Consider the following 18319-nt stretch of genomic DNA (forward strand, 5'->3'; position numbering starts at 1 on the left):
AATTTTCCCAATATTCGATAAAATGAGCTTTTTTTTGGGAAAAAATTATGGAATATTGTATATAACCACAACCTCTCACAAAAAGTTCCAAAAATTTTTCAACGACTGGAGGGAAAAAAGATGTGCGGGATCAGTGGTGTCATCTTTAAAAATCCAAATCACAAAAGGAAAACAGGCGAAGTCATATTGGCAATGCTGGACAGTTTGTTTCGAAGAGGTCCTGATTCAACAGGAGTTGCCATTCTCCATCCAAAGGAAGAGAACGTCTTATATGTTGATGTGAATTATGAAACAAGGGGCAACGGGGAGAAAATCATTTCCTTCTTAAAAGATAAAGCAGATGTGCTGTATTCATCTGATCATGGCAATTACGTCAGAACAAAAATTTTCCATTCAGGAGATATCCAACATATTGTTCAAGGAATCAGTCAGCTGGACGAAGACATTTCAGTCGCAAACATCGGAGAATCGATTGAAGTGTTGAAATCTTTAGGGGGAGCTCATCTTTTAGATGCGCAATTTAAGCTTTCCGTATATGACGGGCAAGTTGCTGTAGGCCATACAAGAATGGCGACAGAAAGCAAAGTCGATATTTCCCATTCGCAGCCGCTCTGCTGCAATTCTTTCAAAGATTTAACGATTATTCACAATGGACATGTGACAAACTACATTAAATTGAGAGCATACTACGAAAAGAAAGGCTATCAATTTATAACCGGAAACGATTCGGAAGTGATTGCCGTTTATTTAGTAGATGAAATGAAGAAAGGAGCCAGCTTAAAAGAAGCAATGACAGCATCTGTTCATGATTTAGACGGCTCTTTTAGCTATATTGCTGTTACGCCGACAGCAGTCGGTTTAGCAAAAGAACCTTTTAGTATGAAGCCGATTGTGCTTGCGGAAACTGATGATTTCATCGCTTTTGCTTCTGAAAGCTTAGCAATTACAAATGGCTTTGGGGAAAGCTTGCCAGTAAGAGAACCAGGGGCAGAGGAGGTATTGGTATGGAATCTGTGAAAGAAAGTATAGTAATTGATTGCAAGAGTGAAACGGTGACTTCAATCAACCAAATGATTCGGGATTTTGCGAAAAATAATATAAAGGAGGTCATCATCGAAAACCCTCTCGCACGCCATAACCTTGGAGTATGCATAACAGATCCGATTCATCTCATTTATAACGGAGATGTCGGCTACTATGCAGTGAGTTTATGTGATAAGGTGACAGCGACCATAAACGGGAATTGCGGCTGGGCAGTTGGTGAAAATTTAATGAGCGGAGAAATTGTCGTAAATGGAAATGCAGCGTCTTCCTGTGCAGCTTCGCTGAGAGGCGGTATCGTAGTTGTCAAAGGTGAGGCAGGCGCCAGGGCGGGAATCAGCATGAAGGGAGGGACTTTAATTATTGGCGGTAATACCGGATATATGACCGGTTTTATGATGCAAAAAGGAAAAATGATTATTTGTGGAGATGCTGGGAAAGCGCTGGGAGATTCCATGTATGATGGAGTGATCTATGTTGGCGGGAAAATTGCGGAGCTGGGGAATGGAACAAAGGTAGAGGAAGTGTCGGAAGAGGAAAAAGATGAGATAAAGAGTTTGCTTGATTTCTATCAAATAGAACCGCCGCCCTCTTTTCAAAAAATTGTTCCTAACGGCTTGCTTCATCATTTTAATAAAAAGGAGTTTCGCGTATGGAAAGAAATCTTATAAGAAAAAGCAAGGTGTGGAGTCCGGAAAAAATTGAAGAAATTCAAGAAAAAGCTCAGATTGGACGATATCGCATCCGCGGCCAAGCTACAAAAAGAATGGACTTACCTTCCTTTGACGATCTCGTCTTTACTCCGGCAGGACTGTCAAGGGTACCGCTGGAAGGGTATCGGGAGCGATGCGATACAAAAGTTGTTATAGGAGAAGGAAAGGTGAAACGTCCCCTCGTACTCGAAACACCGATCATGATTGCAGGGATGAGTTTTGGGGCGATTAATGCTCATTCTAAAAAAGCGCTTGGCATTGCAGCGACTAGATGCGGCATCAGTACATGTACGGGCGATGGGGGCATGCATCCGATAGAACGTGAATATTCGGAGAAATTGGTCTACCAATTGCTTCCGAGCCGCTACGGTTTAAATCCTTATGATTTGAAAAAAGCCGATGCGGTAGAAATTGTCGTGAGCCAAGGCGCCAAACCAGGTACGGGCGGAACGCTTCTTGGACATAAAGTTTCTGAAGAAGTGGCAAAAATGCGGGATCTTCCTGCAGGAGTCGATCAACGAAGCCCGTGCCGGCACCCCGATTGGATGGGGCCAGATGATTTAGGGGTAAAAGTAGAGCAAATTCGGGAAGCGACTGATTATGAAGTGCCGATCTTTATTAAAATTGGGGCCGGACGCGTTTATGATGATGTAAAGCTGGCGGCAAAGGTTGGGGTGGAAGCCGTCGTTATTGATGGAATGGAAGGAGGAACCGCTGCCTCACCGGAAATCCAATTGGATCATACAGGGATTCCGACCATTTCCGCTGTAGTTGAAGCAGCTCAAGCACTTTACGATATCGGTATGAAGCACGAAGTAAAGCTAATTATCGGCGGCGGAATCAGCAATGGCGCTGATGCAGCGAAAGCCATCGCACTAGGTGCGGATGTCGTTTATATGGGTTCAGCAATGTTAATTGCCCTTAATTGCCAGCGGCCAATTTATATAGAAGACTACCATGCTTTAGGGACAGAACCGGGTGCATGTCACCACTGCCATACGGGTAAATGTCCGGTAGGCATTGCGACACAAGATCCTGAGTTAATGGCCAGATTAGATCCTTTAGAAGCCGCTGAAAGAGTGGAAAATTACATCAATTCGATCACGATGGAAATGCAAATTTTTGCAAGATCATGCGGAAAAAGCAGAGTCAGTGATTTAGATCCTACCGATTTGCGCTCGCTGACATTAGTCACCTCCTATATTACAGGAGTTCCTCTAGTAGGATTAGGGGGCAAAAAACCGTATTTTGCTAGCCTTGACCATGGGAGTTCATTTAAAGATCTTTTAAAAGTGTAAAAAATAAGGGATGGTGATGATCATTGATCGGTATAGTGGAAAGCAATAACAAGGTGTTGGAGGAGACGTTAAAATTTATCGAAGGTAAAAAGATCAAATTGGCGCTCGCTTCCTTTTCAGATTTGAACGGCTCTTTGCGGGCGAAATTAATTCCTACCTCCCGTTTACAGTCAGTCTGCCAATCAGGGGCTGGGTTCGCCGGTTTTGCCGTAGGCGATCTCGGCCACGGACCGCATGATCCTGATATTTTATGCATCCCTGATCTCCGTTCTATGACCATATTACCGTGGAATAAAGAAATTGCATGGTTTGCCGGTACTTTAACGGAAGATGGAACTCCTTGGCCGTTTTGTTCGAGAACGATTTTGTTAAATGTGCTGGCGAAAGCAAAAAGCATGGGATATACGATGAAAACGGGAGTGGAACCGGAATTTTTCCTTGTGAAACAGGGAGAAGACGGGAAAATTGCCCCGTTTGATGAACAGGATAAAGAATTGAAACCATGTTACCAACAGCAGGCGCTTATGAGAAATATCGAATTTTTAGGCACTTTGATTGAGTATATGAATGAATTGAAATGGAATGTCACACAAGCAGATCATGAAGATGCCAATGGACAATTTGAAATCAATTTTGATTTTTCAGATGCGGTGACGTCTGCTGATCGGCATACATTTTTTAAATATATGATTAGAACCATGGCAGAGGAACGAGGACTAATCGCCACGTTTATGCCGAAGCCATTTTCCAATCTGACCGGGAATGGCTGTCATATGCATGTAAGCTTATGGGATGAGCGGGAAGAACGAAATGTGTTTGAAGATGTCCGTGATCAAAAAGGTTTTGGGTTATCTGCCGTCGCGTATCATTTTATTGCAGGTATTCTCCATCATGCAAAAGCTCTAACGGCTATTGTCTGTCCAACTGTCAACTCTTACAAGCGGCTAGGAGCGTTAAATTCCTCATCTGGATCTACATGGGCTCCTAATTTTATTTCTTATGGAGGGAATAACCGCACACAGCTTATTCGCATTCCTGATGCTGGAAGGATTGAGTTTCGGGCCATGGACGGTTCCTGTAATCCGTACCTGGCGACTGCTGCGATTTTAGCAGCGGGATTGGACGGCATCGAAAAGCGGATGGATCCGGGAGAGCCATTTAATGGAAATTTATACATGTTCCATTCGATAGAAAATGAATTTGACAAATTGCCTTCTACATTGAATGAAGCGATTGAAGCATTAGAAAGCGATGAAGTGTTAGTCAAGGCACTAGGGGAAACATTTATGGAGACCTTTATGAAACGAAAAAGGGCTGAATGGAAAGAATATCATGACTATGTCAGCGAATGGGAAGTTGAAAAATATTTAAAAGGCTACTAAAAACAAATCGTATTGATTTATATGGAGGAATTCGTATGAATTATGACGGGATGTACGATGTGATTGTTATTGGAGCAGGTTCTGCAGGAAGTGCTGCAGCCTATTATTTAGCCCAAAATGGTCAAAGCGTGTTGATGATTGATCAATTTTCTGTTCCAAATTCCTTTGCAAGCCACGCCGGGGAAACAAGAATGCTGCGATTTGGTTATGGCCAAGGGGAAAAATATGTTGATTTAGTTAAAGAAGCATACCGGTTATGGATGGAACTGCAAGAGCAAACAGGAAAAACGTTATTTTATCAAACAGGCACTTTAGTTGTCGGCGAACGCGATTCATCTTTTGTCAATGAAACGATTCAAAGCTCTATTCATCACAACCTCCCAATTGAAATGTTCACAGCAAGCATGGTGATGAACAAATGGCAAGGCATTCAAATTCCCGAAGATTTTACTGCCTGTTTTGATCCCCAAGCAGGATTTTTGTTATGTGAAGTATGTATTCAAACTTATAAAGAAGAAGCTTTAAAACTGGGAGCCAAACTGTTGGAAAACAATCCTGTCTTAAAGCTGTCCATTCAATCGGATATGGCGGAGGTCATTACGGAGAAGGGACGTTTTCAAGCAGCCAATTTAGTGATCACAGCTGGTGCATGGATTCCGAAATTATTGCCGGAACTCGATTTTCCGATCCAAGTGATCCGAAAACCTGTTGCATGGTTTGCACCGTTGGAGGATGGACTTTATGATTTTGGTCAATTTCCTGCTTTTGTCTTTGACACAAAAGAAGGTCATTATTATGGTTTTCCGAATTTTCGGAAAACAGGTGTAAAAATAGGACGTCATGACATGGGGATTGAAAGTGATCCAGATTCCGTGAACAGACTATTTGGTTCTTACTGTGAAGATGAACGTGATGTACGAAGATTTCTTGAAAAATATATGCCGCAGGCTGCCGGCGAGCTGACCGATGGTAAAATTTGTTTATATTCACTTACTCCTGATAGCGACTTTATTATCGATTTTCATCCAAACTTCAGCAATGTGTTGTTAGCCGGCGGATTTTCCGGACATGGGTTTAAGTTTGCCAGCATCGTTGGGAGCATTTTAGCAGATTTAGTCACGCTTGGGAAAACAAAACATGATATTTCCTTTTTTCGATTAAATCGTTTTGAACAAATCGCTACCGAAAGCTAGAGTAATGAAAAAAGTAAGGAGGAGGATTCCTATGGATGGTTTCGTAAAGAAAAGAGCTTCAATATTTTTCGTTTTTCTTCTTTATCTTTTATTCCTTTTTCCGATTTCAGCCTTTGCGCAAGAGAACGAGCCGGTGGTTGATACGGGGGATACAACTTGGTTGCTCGTAGCAGCGGCTATCGTTATTTTTATGCATGTACCTGGTTTGGCTCTCTTTTATGGAGGGCTTGTAAGTGAACGGAATGTTGTATCAACGATGATGCACAGCTTTGTCAGTCTTTTAACTGTGACCATTGTTTGGGTGCTATGGGGATACAGCCTCAGCTTTGGACAGGATGTAGGGGGAATCATTGGAAAACTGGACTACCTGGCATTTAACGGAGTAGGAGGAGAGGCTGCTTTTGGTTCATTAACCATCCCTCATTATATATTTGCCATTTTTCAAGGTGCATTTGCTGCTATAACGGTTGCGATTATTTCCGGAGGAATTGCAGGGCGTATTTCTTTTCCTGCATGGGTAATGTTTTCGGTTTTATGGATCACCTTTGTTTATGCACCAATGGCTCATTGGGTATGGGGAGGCGGATGGCTTTCTGCCATGGGCGAACTTGATTTTGCTGGAGGTACGGTTGTTCATATACTTTCCGGTGTTAGCGCATTAACAGCTGCACTCGTAATTGGGCCGAGATATGAACATATGAAGAAAAATGATGCTCCTCATAATATTGTTTTATTTCTTATTGGAGCGGCCACTCTTTGGTTTGGCTGGTTCGGTTTTAACGCAGGAAGTGCACTTAGTGCAAATGGTATTACCGCTCTTGCCTTTGCCAATACACAAGTTGCCGCAGCAGCCGGGGGCTTGGGATGGCTGATCATAGAATGGATGGTTCGCAAGCGCCCGACGCTAGTAGGAACTGCCACTGGGGCAATAGGCGGTCTTGTTGGCATAACTCCAGCAGCAGGATTTGTCACAATCCCTTCAGCTTTGATTATTGGACTTGCATCCGCCCCTATCTGCTATTTTGCTATCCATTTTTTGAAAGCACGTCTAAAATATGATGATACGTTAGATGCTTTTGGAGTACATGGCATCTGCGGAATATGGGGATCCATTGCAACAGGACTTTTTGCTACTAAGTCAGTGAATCCGGCAGGGAATAACGGTTTGTTTTATGGAAATCCTGAACAGCTGTTCCATCAGGTTATAGGAGTGATTGTGGCTGTTTTGCTTGCGGCAGTAGGAACATATATTGTTTTGAAAATTGTTTCGCTGTTTACACCGTTGCGTGTGAAAAAAGAAGACGAGCTGCTTGGCCTTGATTTAAGCTTTCATCAAGAACCGGCTTATTCAGATGTTGATCAGTCGATAGAAGAGAAGGGTAAATCAAACGATATTGCTTCTCTAATGTCCTAGCATGGCAATGTATTTTTCATTGGTTGTAAAACGGCAAAGCTATGACAAATTCAATTGTATACGCATAAAAGAATCCTCACCTGATAAACAGTGTGAGGATTCATGTTTGTTTTGATGAATTTGTAAAAACACAACAAGTAGATTTCGACAAAGAAAAACAGCCGATTATTGTTAATTTTTTATACTGTAAAGAAAAAGATTAAAAATCTGTCGTCATGTGATCGTTTTGTTCTCTTATTTCTTTAAAACTATTTTAAGCAAAAAATATACAAAAGGGTGTGGAGCTTGTTTCTGAAATATCTTTCGACTAATCGGAAGGCAGGGCTCCCTCCTCTCGTCAGGCGATTTATTCGGCTAACGATTCTCTTTTTTTGCATTTCAGAAACAAGTTATTGGCACAAACAGTTATATTTCAGATCAAGTGATACAAATTATTCAAACCAAGGAACACCAATTAACGTGCGGCCAATCCATTCGCGCAATATTTCGTTTGTGGGTCCCATGACTGCACCTGCTCGACCGTCACGTAAAAATTTTTCCACTTGCCCGGTTAGATATCCTCTTCCTCCAGAAACTTGTAATGCTTGATTTGTAACTTGTATGACTATATCTGCTGCATGAGTTTTGAGTTCCCAAAGCGGGTATAAGCATTCTGACAATTCTTTTCCACTATTTAAACATTGATCCATCCCTTCAGCTGTACGATAAAGCATGCTTCTTGCACTATCGATTAAAATTTGCGCTTTTGCCAATTCGTGGCGAATGACTTGGTAGCCGGCAACTGATTTTCCTGTATCTTTATGGACTTTTTTCTTTGCCTGGTCAATTGCTGCATTCAAGGCTCCTTGAGCAATACCAACCCAGCAAGCACTTGTGCCTAATAAAAAGAGCGGATCAATGACGTTTTCATTATAAACATTCATTCCGCCTTCAGTCCCAAGACGATTTTCAATAGGGACAAAGACATCTTTAAACTTCATCGGTCCGCTTGAATTTCCGCGAAGCCCCATAGCTGAAAAAGGAAAATATTCGATTCCCTTCTGATTATGATCTACAATTAAAAACATTAATGGATCGTCTTCTATGCTATTTGGATAATTGGTGCAAACAATATACCAATCCGCCTCGCCCGCACTGGTGACAAATGATTTTTCCGCATTTAACAAATATCCGTTTCCTTTGCGGGGAGCCGAACTAACAACATTCCAGAAGTGGCTTCCAGTCGCTGGTTCACTAAAGGCTAATGCGCCAATCTTTCCCTTTAGCACCCCAGGAATATAACGCTGCCGCTGCTCTCTAGTTCCAGCTGTATAAAGCGTTTGGACGGCAGCAGTGTGCATAACCCAACACATAGTAGTGGAAGCGCAATATTGAGAAAAACTTTCGGCTAACAAAGCAAATCCAGTTAGTCCAGCGCCAAGGCCTCCGTCGTCAACAGGGATTGTAACTGCTCCAAATCCAGCATCCGCAATTGCTTGTAAGCTTTCCCGAGGATAACGGCATTCCTTGTCTGAAATAGAAGCACGGGGCAGCAGCTCCTTTTTGCCTAATTCATGTGCTTTTTCAATTAGTTTTTCGAATCCTTCTGGGTAAGACCACCATTTTGGAATTTGCATAATTTCTTCCTGCAGTTCTGTCTGATTGACTACCATTGACATCACTCCTTTTTAAAGGTTACTGTTAAGAATGTTAACAAAAATTACAATATTATGAATATTGTGCTTTTATTTTTACATAGACGATTCTTTCAAAGAAACAGAGATTTCCTAAATAGTGGGAATAAATCAAAAACCTTGTCATTACATTTTACAATGATTCGGTACTCTCCCTGTCTCCTTTCCGTGTAAAACATCGTTGCTGATCTCATTATTGGCGCTAATAATGTTAAGTTCTCAAAGAAATAAAATTTCATTGCCTGCTCATGTTGAATGATCCGAAAGGAAAAGCTCTAATTGTCAGAACATTTTACAGATTTTTGTGAATATTCCCGCCATTTGAGAAAAAACGGTTGTGAGAACGTTACGGTTGTTATTATGATAGGATCATCAGAGTTATGAAATAATACATTTTTTGTTACAAAACATAACATAACTCTGATTATAAAAATTGAAAAAGGAGAGTGGAAAGAATGAGTGAATCAGCGGTAACAGCTATGGATCATCAATTTTTAAGTCAAAAGCCAGGAATTCAGCTAATAAAAGCTGGAACGTATGAAAAAATTGAGTTGAACAATGTTTTGAGTATACCGGCTTTGAAAAGTCAAATTATTGACGTTCCGATTAGCCCATTAGAGAAGCCTTTAACAATTGGATATTTCTCTATGCAAAAGTCGGAAGAGTTTGAATTTTTGTATACTTACTTAGAAGTAAAGGTAATTATAAAGGGGCAGATCATCGTCAGAGATGAACAAGGAAACAAATATGTAGGGGAAGCGGGAGATGTTTTTATCTTTACCCCTGAAACGAAAGTGATCTTTGATGCTGAAAGCGATGGAGATGCGATTTATACGGCACATCGATTGCCGGAGCCAACATTTTTAAATTAAACAAATGAAAGAATTTCCCCTTGTCGTAACGCGGCTTCATGGGGAGGTTCTTTCATCCAGTTTTGATCGTGAGGAGGAGAGAGGGCAGTGAGTGTAAAAACGACTAACCAACATATGATCAAAGAAATTCCGCTTATTAAAAGGTTCCCATTTCCATTTCAAAAGGACTCTTACAGGTATTCTAATAATGCGAGGCCTCTAGAATCCGGGAAACTTGCAGATATTACTCCCGAATATTTTGAAGAAATAGATAAAAAGCGTCAAATACTATTAAACCACCATGAACGTGCTTTTCAATCTTTAGAACATTCAATCGATGGACAGTGGGAAGTGCTGGAATTTTTAATAGATGAACTTGCCATTATTTACCCTGAGTATTTCTCGGTTATAAAAAATGGTCATGAATGGACGTTTGAAAATAAGCTTTTGGATGAGAAACATACATTTACTTTTGGCGATCTATCGACATTGCCCTACGAGCCTTTAGATTTTATCGGCAGACACGTTCAAGAGGATCTCATTTTTATGGGGCAAAGAGACGGTGATTTATATATGGATGCAGGACAATTGTGTTTTCCTGCCAATTGGTCGATTGCCTTTGATATTGGCATGACTTACACCGAGTTCCATTCTCCTGTACCGGTTTTTTTCGACAGCGGTTTAGCGAAAAAAGTCCTCAATTTTCTTTTGAGAATCGAGGCAGGGAAACCGTGGACACGGTTAAACTGGACTTTAACAGTGGAGCCAATCCTTGACACGTTCCCTGAGAATTTTGATGAATGGGGTCCAAAAAAGGAAAAGGTAACTTCAGAAAATGCCGGTCAGCTTGTGCACTTAAGAGTGGAGGATCAAAGGCTATTTCGTATGCCGCGAAGCAATGGGATTTTATTTAGTATTCATACTCATTTAATATCACTTGATGAGCTGAAAAAAAATGAAGATTGGTTGAAACGTTTTTTTCGAGTTTTAAAGGATTTACCTGACTATATGGCTGAATATAAAGGATTTAGTTTATACAAAGGAGAAATCATTCGCTATTTAGAAAAAAGCTTGACAGATTGAAATTGGGAAAATTGGAAGAAAATAGCGTGTGAAGAAGCTGTTTTTAAAAAACATGAAAGGAGGAGGATTACATGATGGCGCGAACACTTGAAGTGATTGTAGAACAAATTACGCATGAAACAGCTGCGATTAAAAGTTTTAAGCTAGTGTCAGCAGACCGTTCGCCATTGCCTCGTTTTAGTGGGGGTTCTCATATTACGACTTATTTGCAAACTGAAACAGGCTTAATCGAACGCCACTATTCTCTTACAAGTGATCCGGACAATACAGGCTACTATCGAATCGCCGTTCGCCGCAATGAGGATTCAAATGGAGGATCAATTTATTGGCACGATCATGTGAAAGAAGGGGATAAGATCTCCATTAGTTATCCGAAAAATTATTTTCCGCTAAGCTTTCAAGCAAAACGCCATTTGTTTTTTGCAGCTGGGATTGGCATTACACCTTTTCTTTCGATGGCGAAGGAATTAAAAAAGAAGAAGGCTCCATTTGAAATACATTATGCCGCTCCTTCAAAGGAATTATGTGCCTTTTATCGCCATCTCTCCACTTTTTTTTCAGAGGAAACTCATTTTTATTTTTCAAAGGAAAACAAGAAAATGTCAGCAAAGTTAATGGAAAATCAACCGATAGGAACCCATGTTTATTTCTGCGGTCCAGAGGCCATGATCAAAGAATTTGCCGATGCTGCCAAAGTCATTGGTTATTCTGAAAAAAGCATCCACTTTGAGCTCTTTACACCGCCAAAATCAGGACCGATGCAGCCATTCCGGGTAAAACTCAATAAAAGCAACAAAGTGATTGAGGTGCCTGAAGGGAAAAGCTTGCTGGACACTTTATTACAGCATCATATTGATGCGCCATATTCATGTAAAATCGGGGGATGCGGCAGCTGTCAGCTGCATGTTTTAAAAGGAGAAATTGACCACCGAGACTTTTTTCTTACCGAAATGGAGAAAAAAGAAAGCAATGTCATTTTAACATGTGTTTCAAGGGCAAAATCCGGCAGTCTTGTTTTAGATCTTTAAGAGCATACAAGAAAGGAGCAAATGGAATTGTGCACACAACAAAGGTTATCGGAATCGATGATTTTGAATTCAAGATAAACGACGTGAAATGTTCTTTTGAGGAGTTGCTGCCGGGATTTCATCAATATGATCGAATAGGAATAGTCGTACGGGAACCGGCAGGAAGTGCTGGTGCTAGCGCCTTGCTTATGGCAGCTGTCACCAGATTTTATGATTTTTATCGTCAGGATTTAACAGATGAGGAGGGCGGACTTCGAATTTATCCTGATTATTTCATTTTCCATGTCGGAAAACAGCACTTAGATCATTATTGGATGGATATATGGCCGCCCCATAAAGAGGTTATCGTGGAGGATGACCCTGAACAAATTTTAGAAGCGATTAACGATCGGGGCATCACCCGGCTGATTGTGGAAGATATCAAACCCGTTCATGCGACTTTTTTACAAGAAACCATCAGCAGTGCGCAGCAACGAATCGTCAGTGCGATAGCATATTCACCGTCAGGACGGGTTCATTTCGGCGATGTGAGTATTGCAAGCTGTCCAGCAGCAGAACGCTTCGTTTTTGACTCGTTTAATAGATCTAAGAAACTTTTTCAACAAACGGCTGCCCAATTAAAACAAAAACGGGAGAATCTATTTGTCAATGGGCGTGTTATTGAAACTTATCGCCGGATTCCTTTAACAGATGCTCTTTATATGCTTACTCGCTCGAACGGTCCGGGCTTCACAACTAGCCGTTATCTTTCTTTGTTGTAATTTGATAGAAATCAAGTTACGGCAATGCTTTGTTTGCTTAATATTGATTCGAACTAGCTGCAGCTTATCGTTGGAGAATATCCTGATATTTGAAAAATTCGAATTGAGAAAATTACAAATTGCTTATTCGATTCGACCATGTTGAAAAACAAACAAGGAGGTTGAATAATGACTAAAACAGCAGATGGGAAAACAAGCGCTTCTGAAGCAGATGAATTTTTTGCGCAAAATCAGCAAGCTGGCAATCTATTTCAACTCATCACTGGGAAACAATTTTTGTTTATCATTGATGAACCGATGATTTTGCCAACGTTGATGTTTATTAAAAAAATTCCAGAACAGACGAAGAAACAAATCTATATATTGAAGAAAAATGATAGCAGCCTTCATTCGTATAAGGGGACAGAATTTTTTCCGAATGAAGCGACTGTCCTTTCATCAACATCCAGTGAGGAAATTTACAAAATATTTGAAAGTCAATTTATCGGTACAAAGCTATTTCTTTCAGTTCAATGGTCAATGTTAAAAGAGCTGAAAAAACTGGCATTGCGGGCCGGTTTTAATGAAGATGAGATCCAGGCACAAGGATGGGGGGAGAAAGAGGAAAGGGTATTTTGTGTAAAGTGTTATCATCTGAACAAGCTGACAGCACAAAAACAAGTAACGTGTGAAAAGTGTCATGCATCGTTAGAGGTTTCAAGACACTATTCTAGGCTCCATGATGCATATTTAGGTTATTTAAAAATAATTTCATGAAACAGAAGAAGGAGGGCCTGAAAAATGGTAGGTTAAAGGCTTTGAAATCTTTAGAATAAGGGGATGATCATGTGGAGGGTTTTGAACACTTTGCCGCAATCCAAATAGAAGTATTCTATTGGTGGTGCATTGCAATCATGCTGCAGATCCATGCGGGGTTTTTGACTCTTGAAGTCGGCATCTCCCGTGTAAAAAACGTATTGGCGACGGCTTTGAAAAATATAATGACGTTAGCAGTCGTGTTACCTGCTTTCTATTTTGTTGGCTGGTGGATATACAATGCGTTTCCAGACGGTTTGATTCCGAGAATGAGTGAAGCGGCATTAGCTGCATTGCCTTGGAGTGAAAATATGGGTCCGAATATAACGGATCATGCGAGTGGAGTTTTCTGGGGTGCTTTTGCGCTGTTTGCTGCTACGACAGCTTCCATCTTATCCGGCGTGCTGATCGAACGGGTCCGATTAAGTGGATTTCTTATTCTTGCCGCTATTCTTGGATCAGTTATTTGGAATTTAGCTGCTTCTTGGGGCTGGCACGGAGAAGGATGGTTTTTAACGCAATTTGGTTATCATGATGTTGCCGCTGCAGGCGTTATTCATGCAATAGCTGGGTTTTTTGCATTAGGAGTCGTGATCAATTTAGGACCTAGAATCGGCAAATATACAGGGGATGGGAAAATTGTTAATATTCTGCCGCATAATCTTCCGTCCACTTTATTAGGGCTGATGCTCATTTATGTTGGTTTTTTCGGCTTCCTCGGAGGCTGTATAATCGCTGTTACAAATGGGGAATGGATGACGATTTACGGTACTCCTACCAATTTATCGGCTTTTGTATTCAATGCTTTAATGGGATTAGCGGGAGGTTTAATAGGGGCATATTTAGGTTCAAAAGGGGAACCGTTTTGGGTCGCTTCAGGCGGGCTGGCCGGGGTTATTTCAGTAGGTTCGGGTTTAGATTTATATCATCCAGCGCTTGCATTTGTTATAGCTGTCATTGGAGGATTGATGTGTCCATTCATTGGAAATTTTCTCGAAAGGAAGGGGATTGATGATCCTGTAGGTGCTATTACCGTCCACGGATTTATCGGGATCTGGTCAGTCCTTGCAGTCGGGATATTTGCCTCCGGCTATCCCAATATAAACGGCCCGGAAATCTCTTTTATTGGACAACTCGTATGTGCAGCGGTTGTGATCCTTCTAGGATTTCTCCCCGGCTACTGGACATCACTGCTTTTGAAAAAGCTTAATATGTTGAGAATACCAAAGCAAGCAGAGATGCTTGGTATTGATTTAACTGAAATACCTGCAACAGCTTTTCCGGAAGGAATTCCATCTACTCAAGAAAATGGAAGATTAAAAATGATCATGTCAAAGAGCAAAACTAGTTAAAAAAGGATAAAAATGGAAAGGAGGAATAGTAAATGAATACAAGTCCTATAACAAATTGGGAGCATGTCGGTGCTTATTTTACCTTTGGCCCGCATTCTATAGGAGTTGTGTTATCGATTATAGCTGCGATCGGCATCTGTGTTGCGTTGATTTACGCAATGTTTCGGCATGAGAATCAAGCTTTTTCGGAAGTAAATCTATTAGCTTCGAAAGCAGTTGATGAAAAATTGGATTTACCGAAAGAGGGTACGTACGCAGATCCATTAATGGAAAATGTAAACTAGTATAAGAGCAGGTTGCTGTCCTGATTAATCAAAATAGGAGTTTTCATACTCAAACTCTTTTTTTTTATTTTAAATTTAACAATAAGAGTATTAAGTTTTGTGTCAGCCACAGCCTTGAGAGCTGTGGGATTCTGAAATGAGGAGATTAATCAATTATTATTGGGAGAATAGTACTGACAAGATGATAACAAAAATTTTCTGTTATCAAAAAGAGGGCTTCGTATGTACACAAAAGAACCGGGCGTTGATTTTTTAACGCTCGGTTTTTCATATAAGGATAAAAATAACATCTGACCTTATAAATGACAAGAAGGCGAACACCGTCTTTTTTACTGAAACATATGAAATAGTAAAAATCAATTCCTATTTTTTAAATTCCATCTCACTTCTACTTTAAAAGGGTGCAAAAAGCTCTTTTTTATTCTTCTTTCCATCCGAAAACGGCGGAAATTTCTTTTCCTTTTATAAGCAAATATTCGCTTAGCTCATGTTCGATAGTGTCTGGAATCGATTTTTCAAAGCCGACAACAATAATAGACCCTAAAATTTCCCGCTCAAAATTAAAAATCGGAATGGCGGCAGAAGCGATGCTTGGCGCTAAAGCTTCCTGCGCAAACGATATTTTTTGATCAGCAATAAGCTGAAACTCTGTTATTAGCTCGTCTTTCGCCTGTTTGCTTAGCTTTGACAACTCCGATTCCTTCCAAACGTTTACACTTGGATCGTTTTTAAATGCCGCAAAAAGTTTTCCGGCTGCCGAGGAGATCGGAAGGATTGTTCCGACCTGTCCGCCTAAGTTAAGCCCTAAATGACTATGGATCATTTTGACGATCATTGGGCCGTTTGTTGTCCATACGGCAAGGAGAGTCGTTTCTTTCGATTTGGCATTGATTTCATGCAAAAATGGCGTGATTTTGCCAATGAGGTCCTCTTGATTGACAGCTGCCATTCCATATTGAATGAGTGTGCTCCCTAAAGAGTATAAGCCGCTTCCTTTATCCCGATGAAGGACACCGAGATTCGTAAGGGTATTTAAATATTTATATAAATTGCTTTTTGCTATATTAGTATAATGATGAATGTCGTTAAATTTCATCGGACTGCCGTTTTTGGCAATCAGGTCAATAATTGAGAATCCTACAAGCAGAGACTGAATTTGTGCATGTTTTTTATTTTCTGTCATTGCTAAAACCATCCTTCAACTGATAGGCATACTTCATCTTATTTTACCACTTCAACAAAATTTTTTCTATATTTTCAAAAAACTACTAAGACTTTGTCAATGAAAATATAAACTAGCAATAGATGAAGTGTGAAAGGATAAAAAATTTGTCCGGGATGCGAGAAAAATCCTCTCAAAAAAGTCTGAAGAGAAAAATGAAGTTCCTCGCCATTTGCTTAATGATGGCAAACTGTTTTTTTATTGCATCAATTTAAGAAATTTCATTTTCGGACTGCTCTCAGTATATTCTTTATTCCTTTTACTCATCCTGCAGTCCCTTTAAAAAAGAATAAGTAGATTGGAAAATTATTATCATATGAAAATACGAGGAAAGGTTACTTATAAAGCATTCCATTACATGAAATGATATCCAAAAAGTTTATCTTCCAATTGAGATTTTATGCTATACTGAAGAAGTCTAAAAAAATTTTTGAAAGTTTTGATAAGTAATTGACATCCGGCTGAACAAGCAGTACATTTTATTTATATATAATTAAACCTATTATTTTAGTAGGTTTAATTTTGCGAATATATAAGTTTAGAATTGAAGGGAGAAATAAACTATGTCAAACGAAAGAAAACTTCAGCCCGAAACGCTAGCTGTACATGCAGGACAGGTGCCTGATCCGACGACTTTGTCGAGAGCTGTTCCGATCTACCAAACGACTTCGTATGTATTTGAAGACAGTCAGCATGGGGCAGATTTATTCAGTTTAAAGAAAGAAGGAAATATTTACACAAGGATCATGAATCCAACGACTGATGTATTTGAAAAGCGTGTAGCTGCGCTTGAAGGAGGAATTGGGGCGCTGGCGCTTTCATCTGGACAAGCTGCTGTTTTTTATTCGATTTTGAATATTGCTGGAAGCGGCGATGAAATTGTTTCTTCATTTAGCTTATATGGCGGAACCTATAATTTGTTCACACATACTTTGCCGAAGTTTGGCATCACGGTAAAATTTGCCGATACGACGGATCCGCAAAATCTTGAAGCAGCGATTACTGAAAAAACAAAAGCAATATTTGCCGAGACGATCGGAAACCCAAGAGGGGATGTGCTTGATATTGAAGCGGTGGCAGCAATCGCTCATAAACATTCAATTCCGCTTATCGTTGACAATACAATTCCAAGCCCTTACTTGCTCCGTCCGATTGAATTCGGCGCAGATATAGTTGTTCATTCGGCTACGAAATTTATTGGAGGACACGGAAATTCAATCGGAGGCGTCATTGTCGACAGCGGCAAGTTTGATTGGAAAGGAAGCGGCAAATTCCCTGAGTTCACCGAGCCGGACCCAAGCTATCATGGTCTCGTTTATGCTGATGACATTGGTGAAGCTGCTTATATTACGAAAGCGCGCATTCAGCTGTTGAGAGACCTTGGAGCTTCACTTTCTCCATTCAATTCATTTTTATTCTTGCAAGGGCTTGAAACGCTTCATTTGCGAATGCAGCGCCATAGTGAAAATGCGCTTGCAGTTGCGAATTATTTACTTGAGCATGAAGCGGTCGAATCTGTCAGCTATCCAGGCTTGAAAAATCACCCTTCATTCGAACTTGCACAAAAATATTTGCCGAAAGGTCAGGGAGCCATTTTGACATTCGAAATTAAAGGCGGCGTTGATGCAGGAAGAAAACTGATCGATTCGGTTCAATTATTTTCAAACCTTGCCAACATCGGCGATTCGAAATCGTTGATTATTCATCCTGCCAGCACGACTCATCAGCAATTAACGAGCGAAGAGCAGCTGGCAACAGGTGTTACACCTGGTCTTGTCCGGTTATCAGTCGGTACGGAATCGGTTGATGATATTATTTACGATCTGGAACAAGCGATTCGAGCAAGCCAAGTTTAAGATCGTATCGCCAGTTAAAAATTTTGCAGGGATTGCGGCATAAGCCCACTTCACACTGAAAAGCAGCTGGCAACCTTCAGCTGCTTTCATATCGAAAGAAGTAGAGGAAAACGACTGTTTTTCTCTACTTTTATTTGTGCGCCCGGCATGTACATGAACTATAGGGTGTAAGTCCCGAACCCCGAAGACAGAAGTAGAGGTTAGCCAAGAGCAAGGGTGTCCGTGGTGACGCGGAATCTGAAGGAAGCTGGAGGCAAAACACCGGTCCGAGGAACACGAACCTCATATAAGGCTAGGTATGATTGAGTGAGTTTGCGAAACAAAACAAAGCTCTTTCTGTCGAAGGTCATATCGAGTAAATGAGGCGGATAGA

The 18319-nt window shown here is 40.6% G+C and carries 16 protein-coding genes; 14 read left to right on the forward strand and 2 right to left on the reverse strand.

All coding sequences use genetic code 11. The features are described from left to right. The first annotated feature begins 120 nt into the window (after nucleotides 1-120). Genes NSU02_RS06760 through NSU02_RS06785 form a run of 6 tightly spaced genes read left to right on the forward strand, consistent with a single transcriptional unit; the run spans nucleotide 121 to nucleotide 7041 of the window. Complete coding sequence (locus NSU02_RS06760) at nucleotides 121-1017, forward strand: class II glutamine amidotransferase (RefSeq protein WP_063389444.1); 897 nt, start codon at nucleotides 121-123, stop codon at nucleotides 1015-1017. Continuing rightward, a complete protein-coding gene (locus tag NSU02_RS06765) occupies nucleotides 1005-1712 on the forward strand; it encodes a hypothetical protein (protein WP_063389443.1) in 708 nt (235 codons plus the stop codon). The genes NSU02_RS06760 and NSU02_RS06765 overlap by 13 nt, the downstream gene beginning before the upstream one ends. After that, a complete protein-coding gene (locus NSU02_RS06770; protein WP_339194904.1) occupies nucleotides 1694-3052 on the forward strand; it encodes an FMN-binding glutamate synthase family protein in 1359 nt (452 codons plus the stop codon). The genes NSU02_RS06765 and NSU02_RS06770 overlap by 19 nt, the downstream gene beginning before the upstream one ends. A gap of 23 nt (nucleotides 3053-3075) precedes the next feature. Beyond that, nucleotides 3076-4434 (forward strand): type III glutamate--ammonia ligase, encoded by a 1359-nt coding sequence (glnT, locus tag NSU02_RS06775; RefSeq protein ID WP_339194907.1) that lies wholly within the window; start codon nucleotides 3076-3078, stop codon nucleotides 4432-4434. A 35-nt stretch (nucleotides 4435-4469) separates the two neighbouring features. Beyond that, the gene (solA, locus tag NSU02_RS06780; protein ID WP_339194910.1) at nucleotides 4470-5627 is read left to right on the forward strand and encodes an N-methyl-L-tryptophan oxidase; all 1158 of its coding nucleotides are present in this window, start codon (nucleotides 4470-4472) and stop codon (nucleotides 5625-5627) included. 31 nt (nucleotides 5628-5658) lie between these two features. Beyond that, on the forward strand, nucleotides 5659-7041 hold the full coding sequence (locus tag NSU02_RS06785; protein WP_339194913.1) for an ammonium transporter: 1383 nt from the start codon (nucleotides 5659-5661) through the stop codon (nucleotides 7039-7041). Nucleotides 7042-7472: 431 nt separating this feature from the next. On the opposite strand, the gene NSU02_RS06790 is transcribed toward NSU02_RS06785, so the two are convergent. Next, entirely contained in the window at nucleotides 7473-8693 is a 1221-nt protein-coding gene (locus NSU02_RS06790; RefSeq protein ID WP_082830405.1) for an acyl-CoA dehydrogenase family protein, read from the reverse strand. Between the two features lie 476 nt (nucleotides 8694-9169). On the opposite strand from NSU02_RS06790, the gene NSU02_RS06795 reads away from it, so the two are divergent. The 7 genes from NSU02_RS06795 to NSU02_RS06825 all read left to right on the forward strand — a co-directional run bounded on the left by NSU02_RS06795 (nucleotide 9170) and on the right by NSU02_RS06825 (nucleotide 14868). Then, nucleotides 9170-9586: a hypothetical protein gene (locus NSU02_RS06795; RefSeq protein ID WP_066251087.1), complete on the forward strand. Its 417-nt coding sequence runs from the start codon at nucleotides 9170-9172 to the stop codon at nucleotides 9584-9586. An 87-nt stretch (nucleotides 9587-9673) separates the two neighbouring features. Further along, nucleotides 9674-10648: a DUF3445 domain-containing protein gene (locus NSU02_RS06800; RefSeq protein WP_235600511.1), complete on the forward strand. Its 975-nt coding sequence runs from the start codon at nucleotides 9674-9676 to the stop codon at nucleotides 10646-10648. A gap of 71 nt (nucleotides 10649-10719) precedes the next feature. Continuing rightward, nucleotides 10720-11676, forward strand: coding sequence for a PDR/VanB family oxidoreductase (locus tag NSU02_RS06805; protein ID WP_339194919.1), 957 nt, complete (start codon nucleotides 10720-10722; stop codon nucleotides 11674-11676). A 29-nt stretch (nucleotides 11677-11705) separates the two neighbouring features. Further along, nucleotides 11706-12437, forward strand: coding sequence for a hypothetical protein (locus tag NSU02_RS06810; protein ID WP_339194922.1), 732 nt, complete (start codon nucleotides 11706-11708; stop codon nucleotides 12435-12437). 168 nt (nucleotides 12438-12605) lie between these two features. Further along, nucleotides 12606-13193 (forward strand): dimethylamine monooxygenase subunit DmmA family protein, encoded by a 588-nt coding sequence (locus NSU02_RS06815; RefSeq protein WP_094245467.1) that lies wholly within the window; start codon nucleotides 12606-12608, stop codon nucleotides 13191-13193. Between the two features lie 71 nt (nucleotides 13194-13264). Then, a complete protein-coding gene (locus tag NSU02_RS06820; RefSeq protein WP_339194924.1) occupies nucleotides 13265-14584 on the forward strand; it encodes a hypothetical protein in 1320 nt (439 codons plus the stop codon). Between the two features lie 32 nt (nucleotides 14585-14616). Then, a complete protein-coding gene (locus NSU02_RS06825; RefSeq protein ID WP_063389434.1) occupies nucleotides 14617-14868 on the forward strand; it encodes a hypothetical protein in 252 nt (83 codons plus the stop codon). Between the two features lie 418 nt (nucleotides 14869-15286). Here the strand turns inward: NSU02_RS06825 and NSU02_RS06830 are convergent, their stop codons facing one another. Further along, on the reverse strand, nucleotides 15287-16051 hold the full coding sequence (locus NSU02_RS06830) for an IclR family transcriptional regulator (protein ID WP_339194926.1): 765 nt from the start codon (nucleotides 16049-16051) through the stop codon (nucleotides 15287-15289). Nucleotides 16052-16653: 602 nt separating this feature from the next. Between NSU02_RS06830 and NSU02_RS06835 the strand changes: the two genes are divergently transcribed. After that, nucleotides 16654-17946, forward strand: a complete 1293-nt coding sequence (locus tag NSU02_RS06835) for a homocysteine synthase (RefSeq protein ID WP_339194931.1) — start codon at nucleotides 16654-16656, stop codon at nucleotides 17944-17946. Nucleotides 17947-18319: the final 373 nt, after the last annotated feature.

This window comes from Aeribacillus sp. FSL W8-0870 (genome assembly GCF_037963755.1).
GTDB classification, from domain to species: Bacteria; Bacillota; Bacilli; order Bacillales; family Aeribacillaceae; genus Aeribacillus; species Aeribacillus composti.

Coding starts and splice junctions, on each gene's coding strand:
- NSU02_RS06790 (WP_082830405.1), bottom strand. CDS start 8,693: ATGGTAGTCAATCAGACAGAACTGCAGGAAGAAATTATGCAAATTCCA.
- NSU02_RS06830 (WP_339194926.1), bottom strand. CDS start 16,051: ATGACAGAAAATAAAAAACATGCACAAATTCAGTCTCTGCTTGTAGGA.
- NSU02_RS06805 (WP_339194919.1), top strand. CDS start 10,720: ATGATGGCGCGAACACTTGAAGTGATTGTAGAACAAATTACGCATGAA.
- NSU02_RS06825 (WP_063389434.1), top strand. CDS start 14,617: ATGAATACAAGTCCTATAACAAATTGGGAGCATGTCGGTGCTTATTTT.
- NSU02_RS06795 (WP_066251087.1), top strand. CDS start 9,170: ATGAGTGAATCAGCGGTAACAGCTATGGATCATCAATTTTTAAGTCAA.
- NSU02_RS06785 (WP_339194913.1), top strand. CDS start 5,659: ATGGATGGTTTCGTAAAGAAAAGAGCTTCAATATTTTTCGTTTTTCTT.
- NSU02_RS06765 (WP_063389443.1), top strand. CDS start 1,005: ATGGAATCTGTGAAAGAAAGTATAGTAATTGATTGCAAGAGTGAAACG.
- NSU02_RS06835 (WP_339194931.1), top strand. CDS start 16,654: ATGTCAAACGAAAGAAAACTTCAGCCCGAAACGCTAGCTGTACATGCA.
- solA (WP_339194910.1), top strand. CDS start 4,470: ATGAATTATGACGGGATGTACGATGTGATTGTTATTGGAGCAGGTTCT.
- NSU02_RS06770 (WP_339194904.1), top strand. CDS start 1,694: ATGGAAAGAAATCTTATAAGAAAAAGCAAGGTGTGGAGTCCGGAAAAA.
- NSU02_RS06815 (WP_094245467.1), top strand. CDS start 12,606: ATGACTAAAACAGCAGATGGGAAAACAAGCGCTTCTGAAGCAGATGAA.
- NSU02_RS06760 (WP_063389444.1), top strand. CDS start 121: ATGTGCGGGATCAGTGGTGTCATCTTTAAAAATCCAAATCACAAAAGG.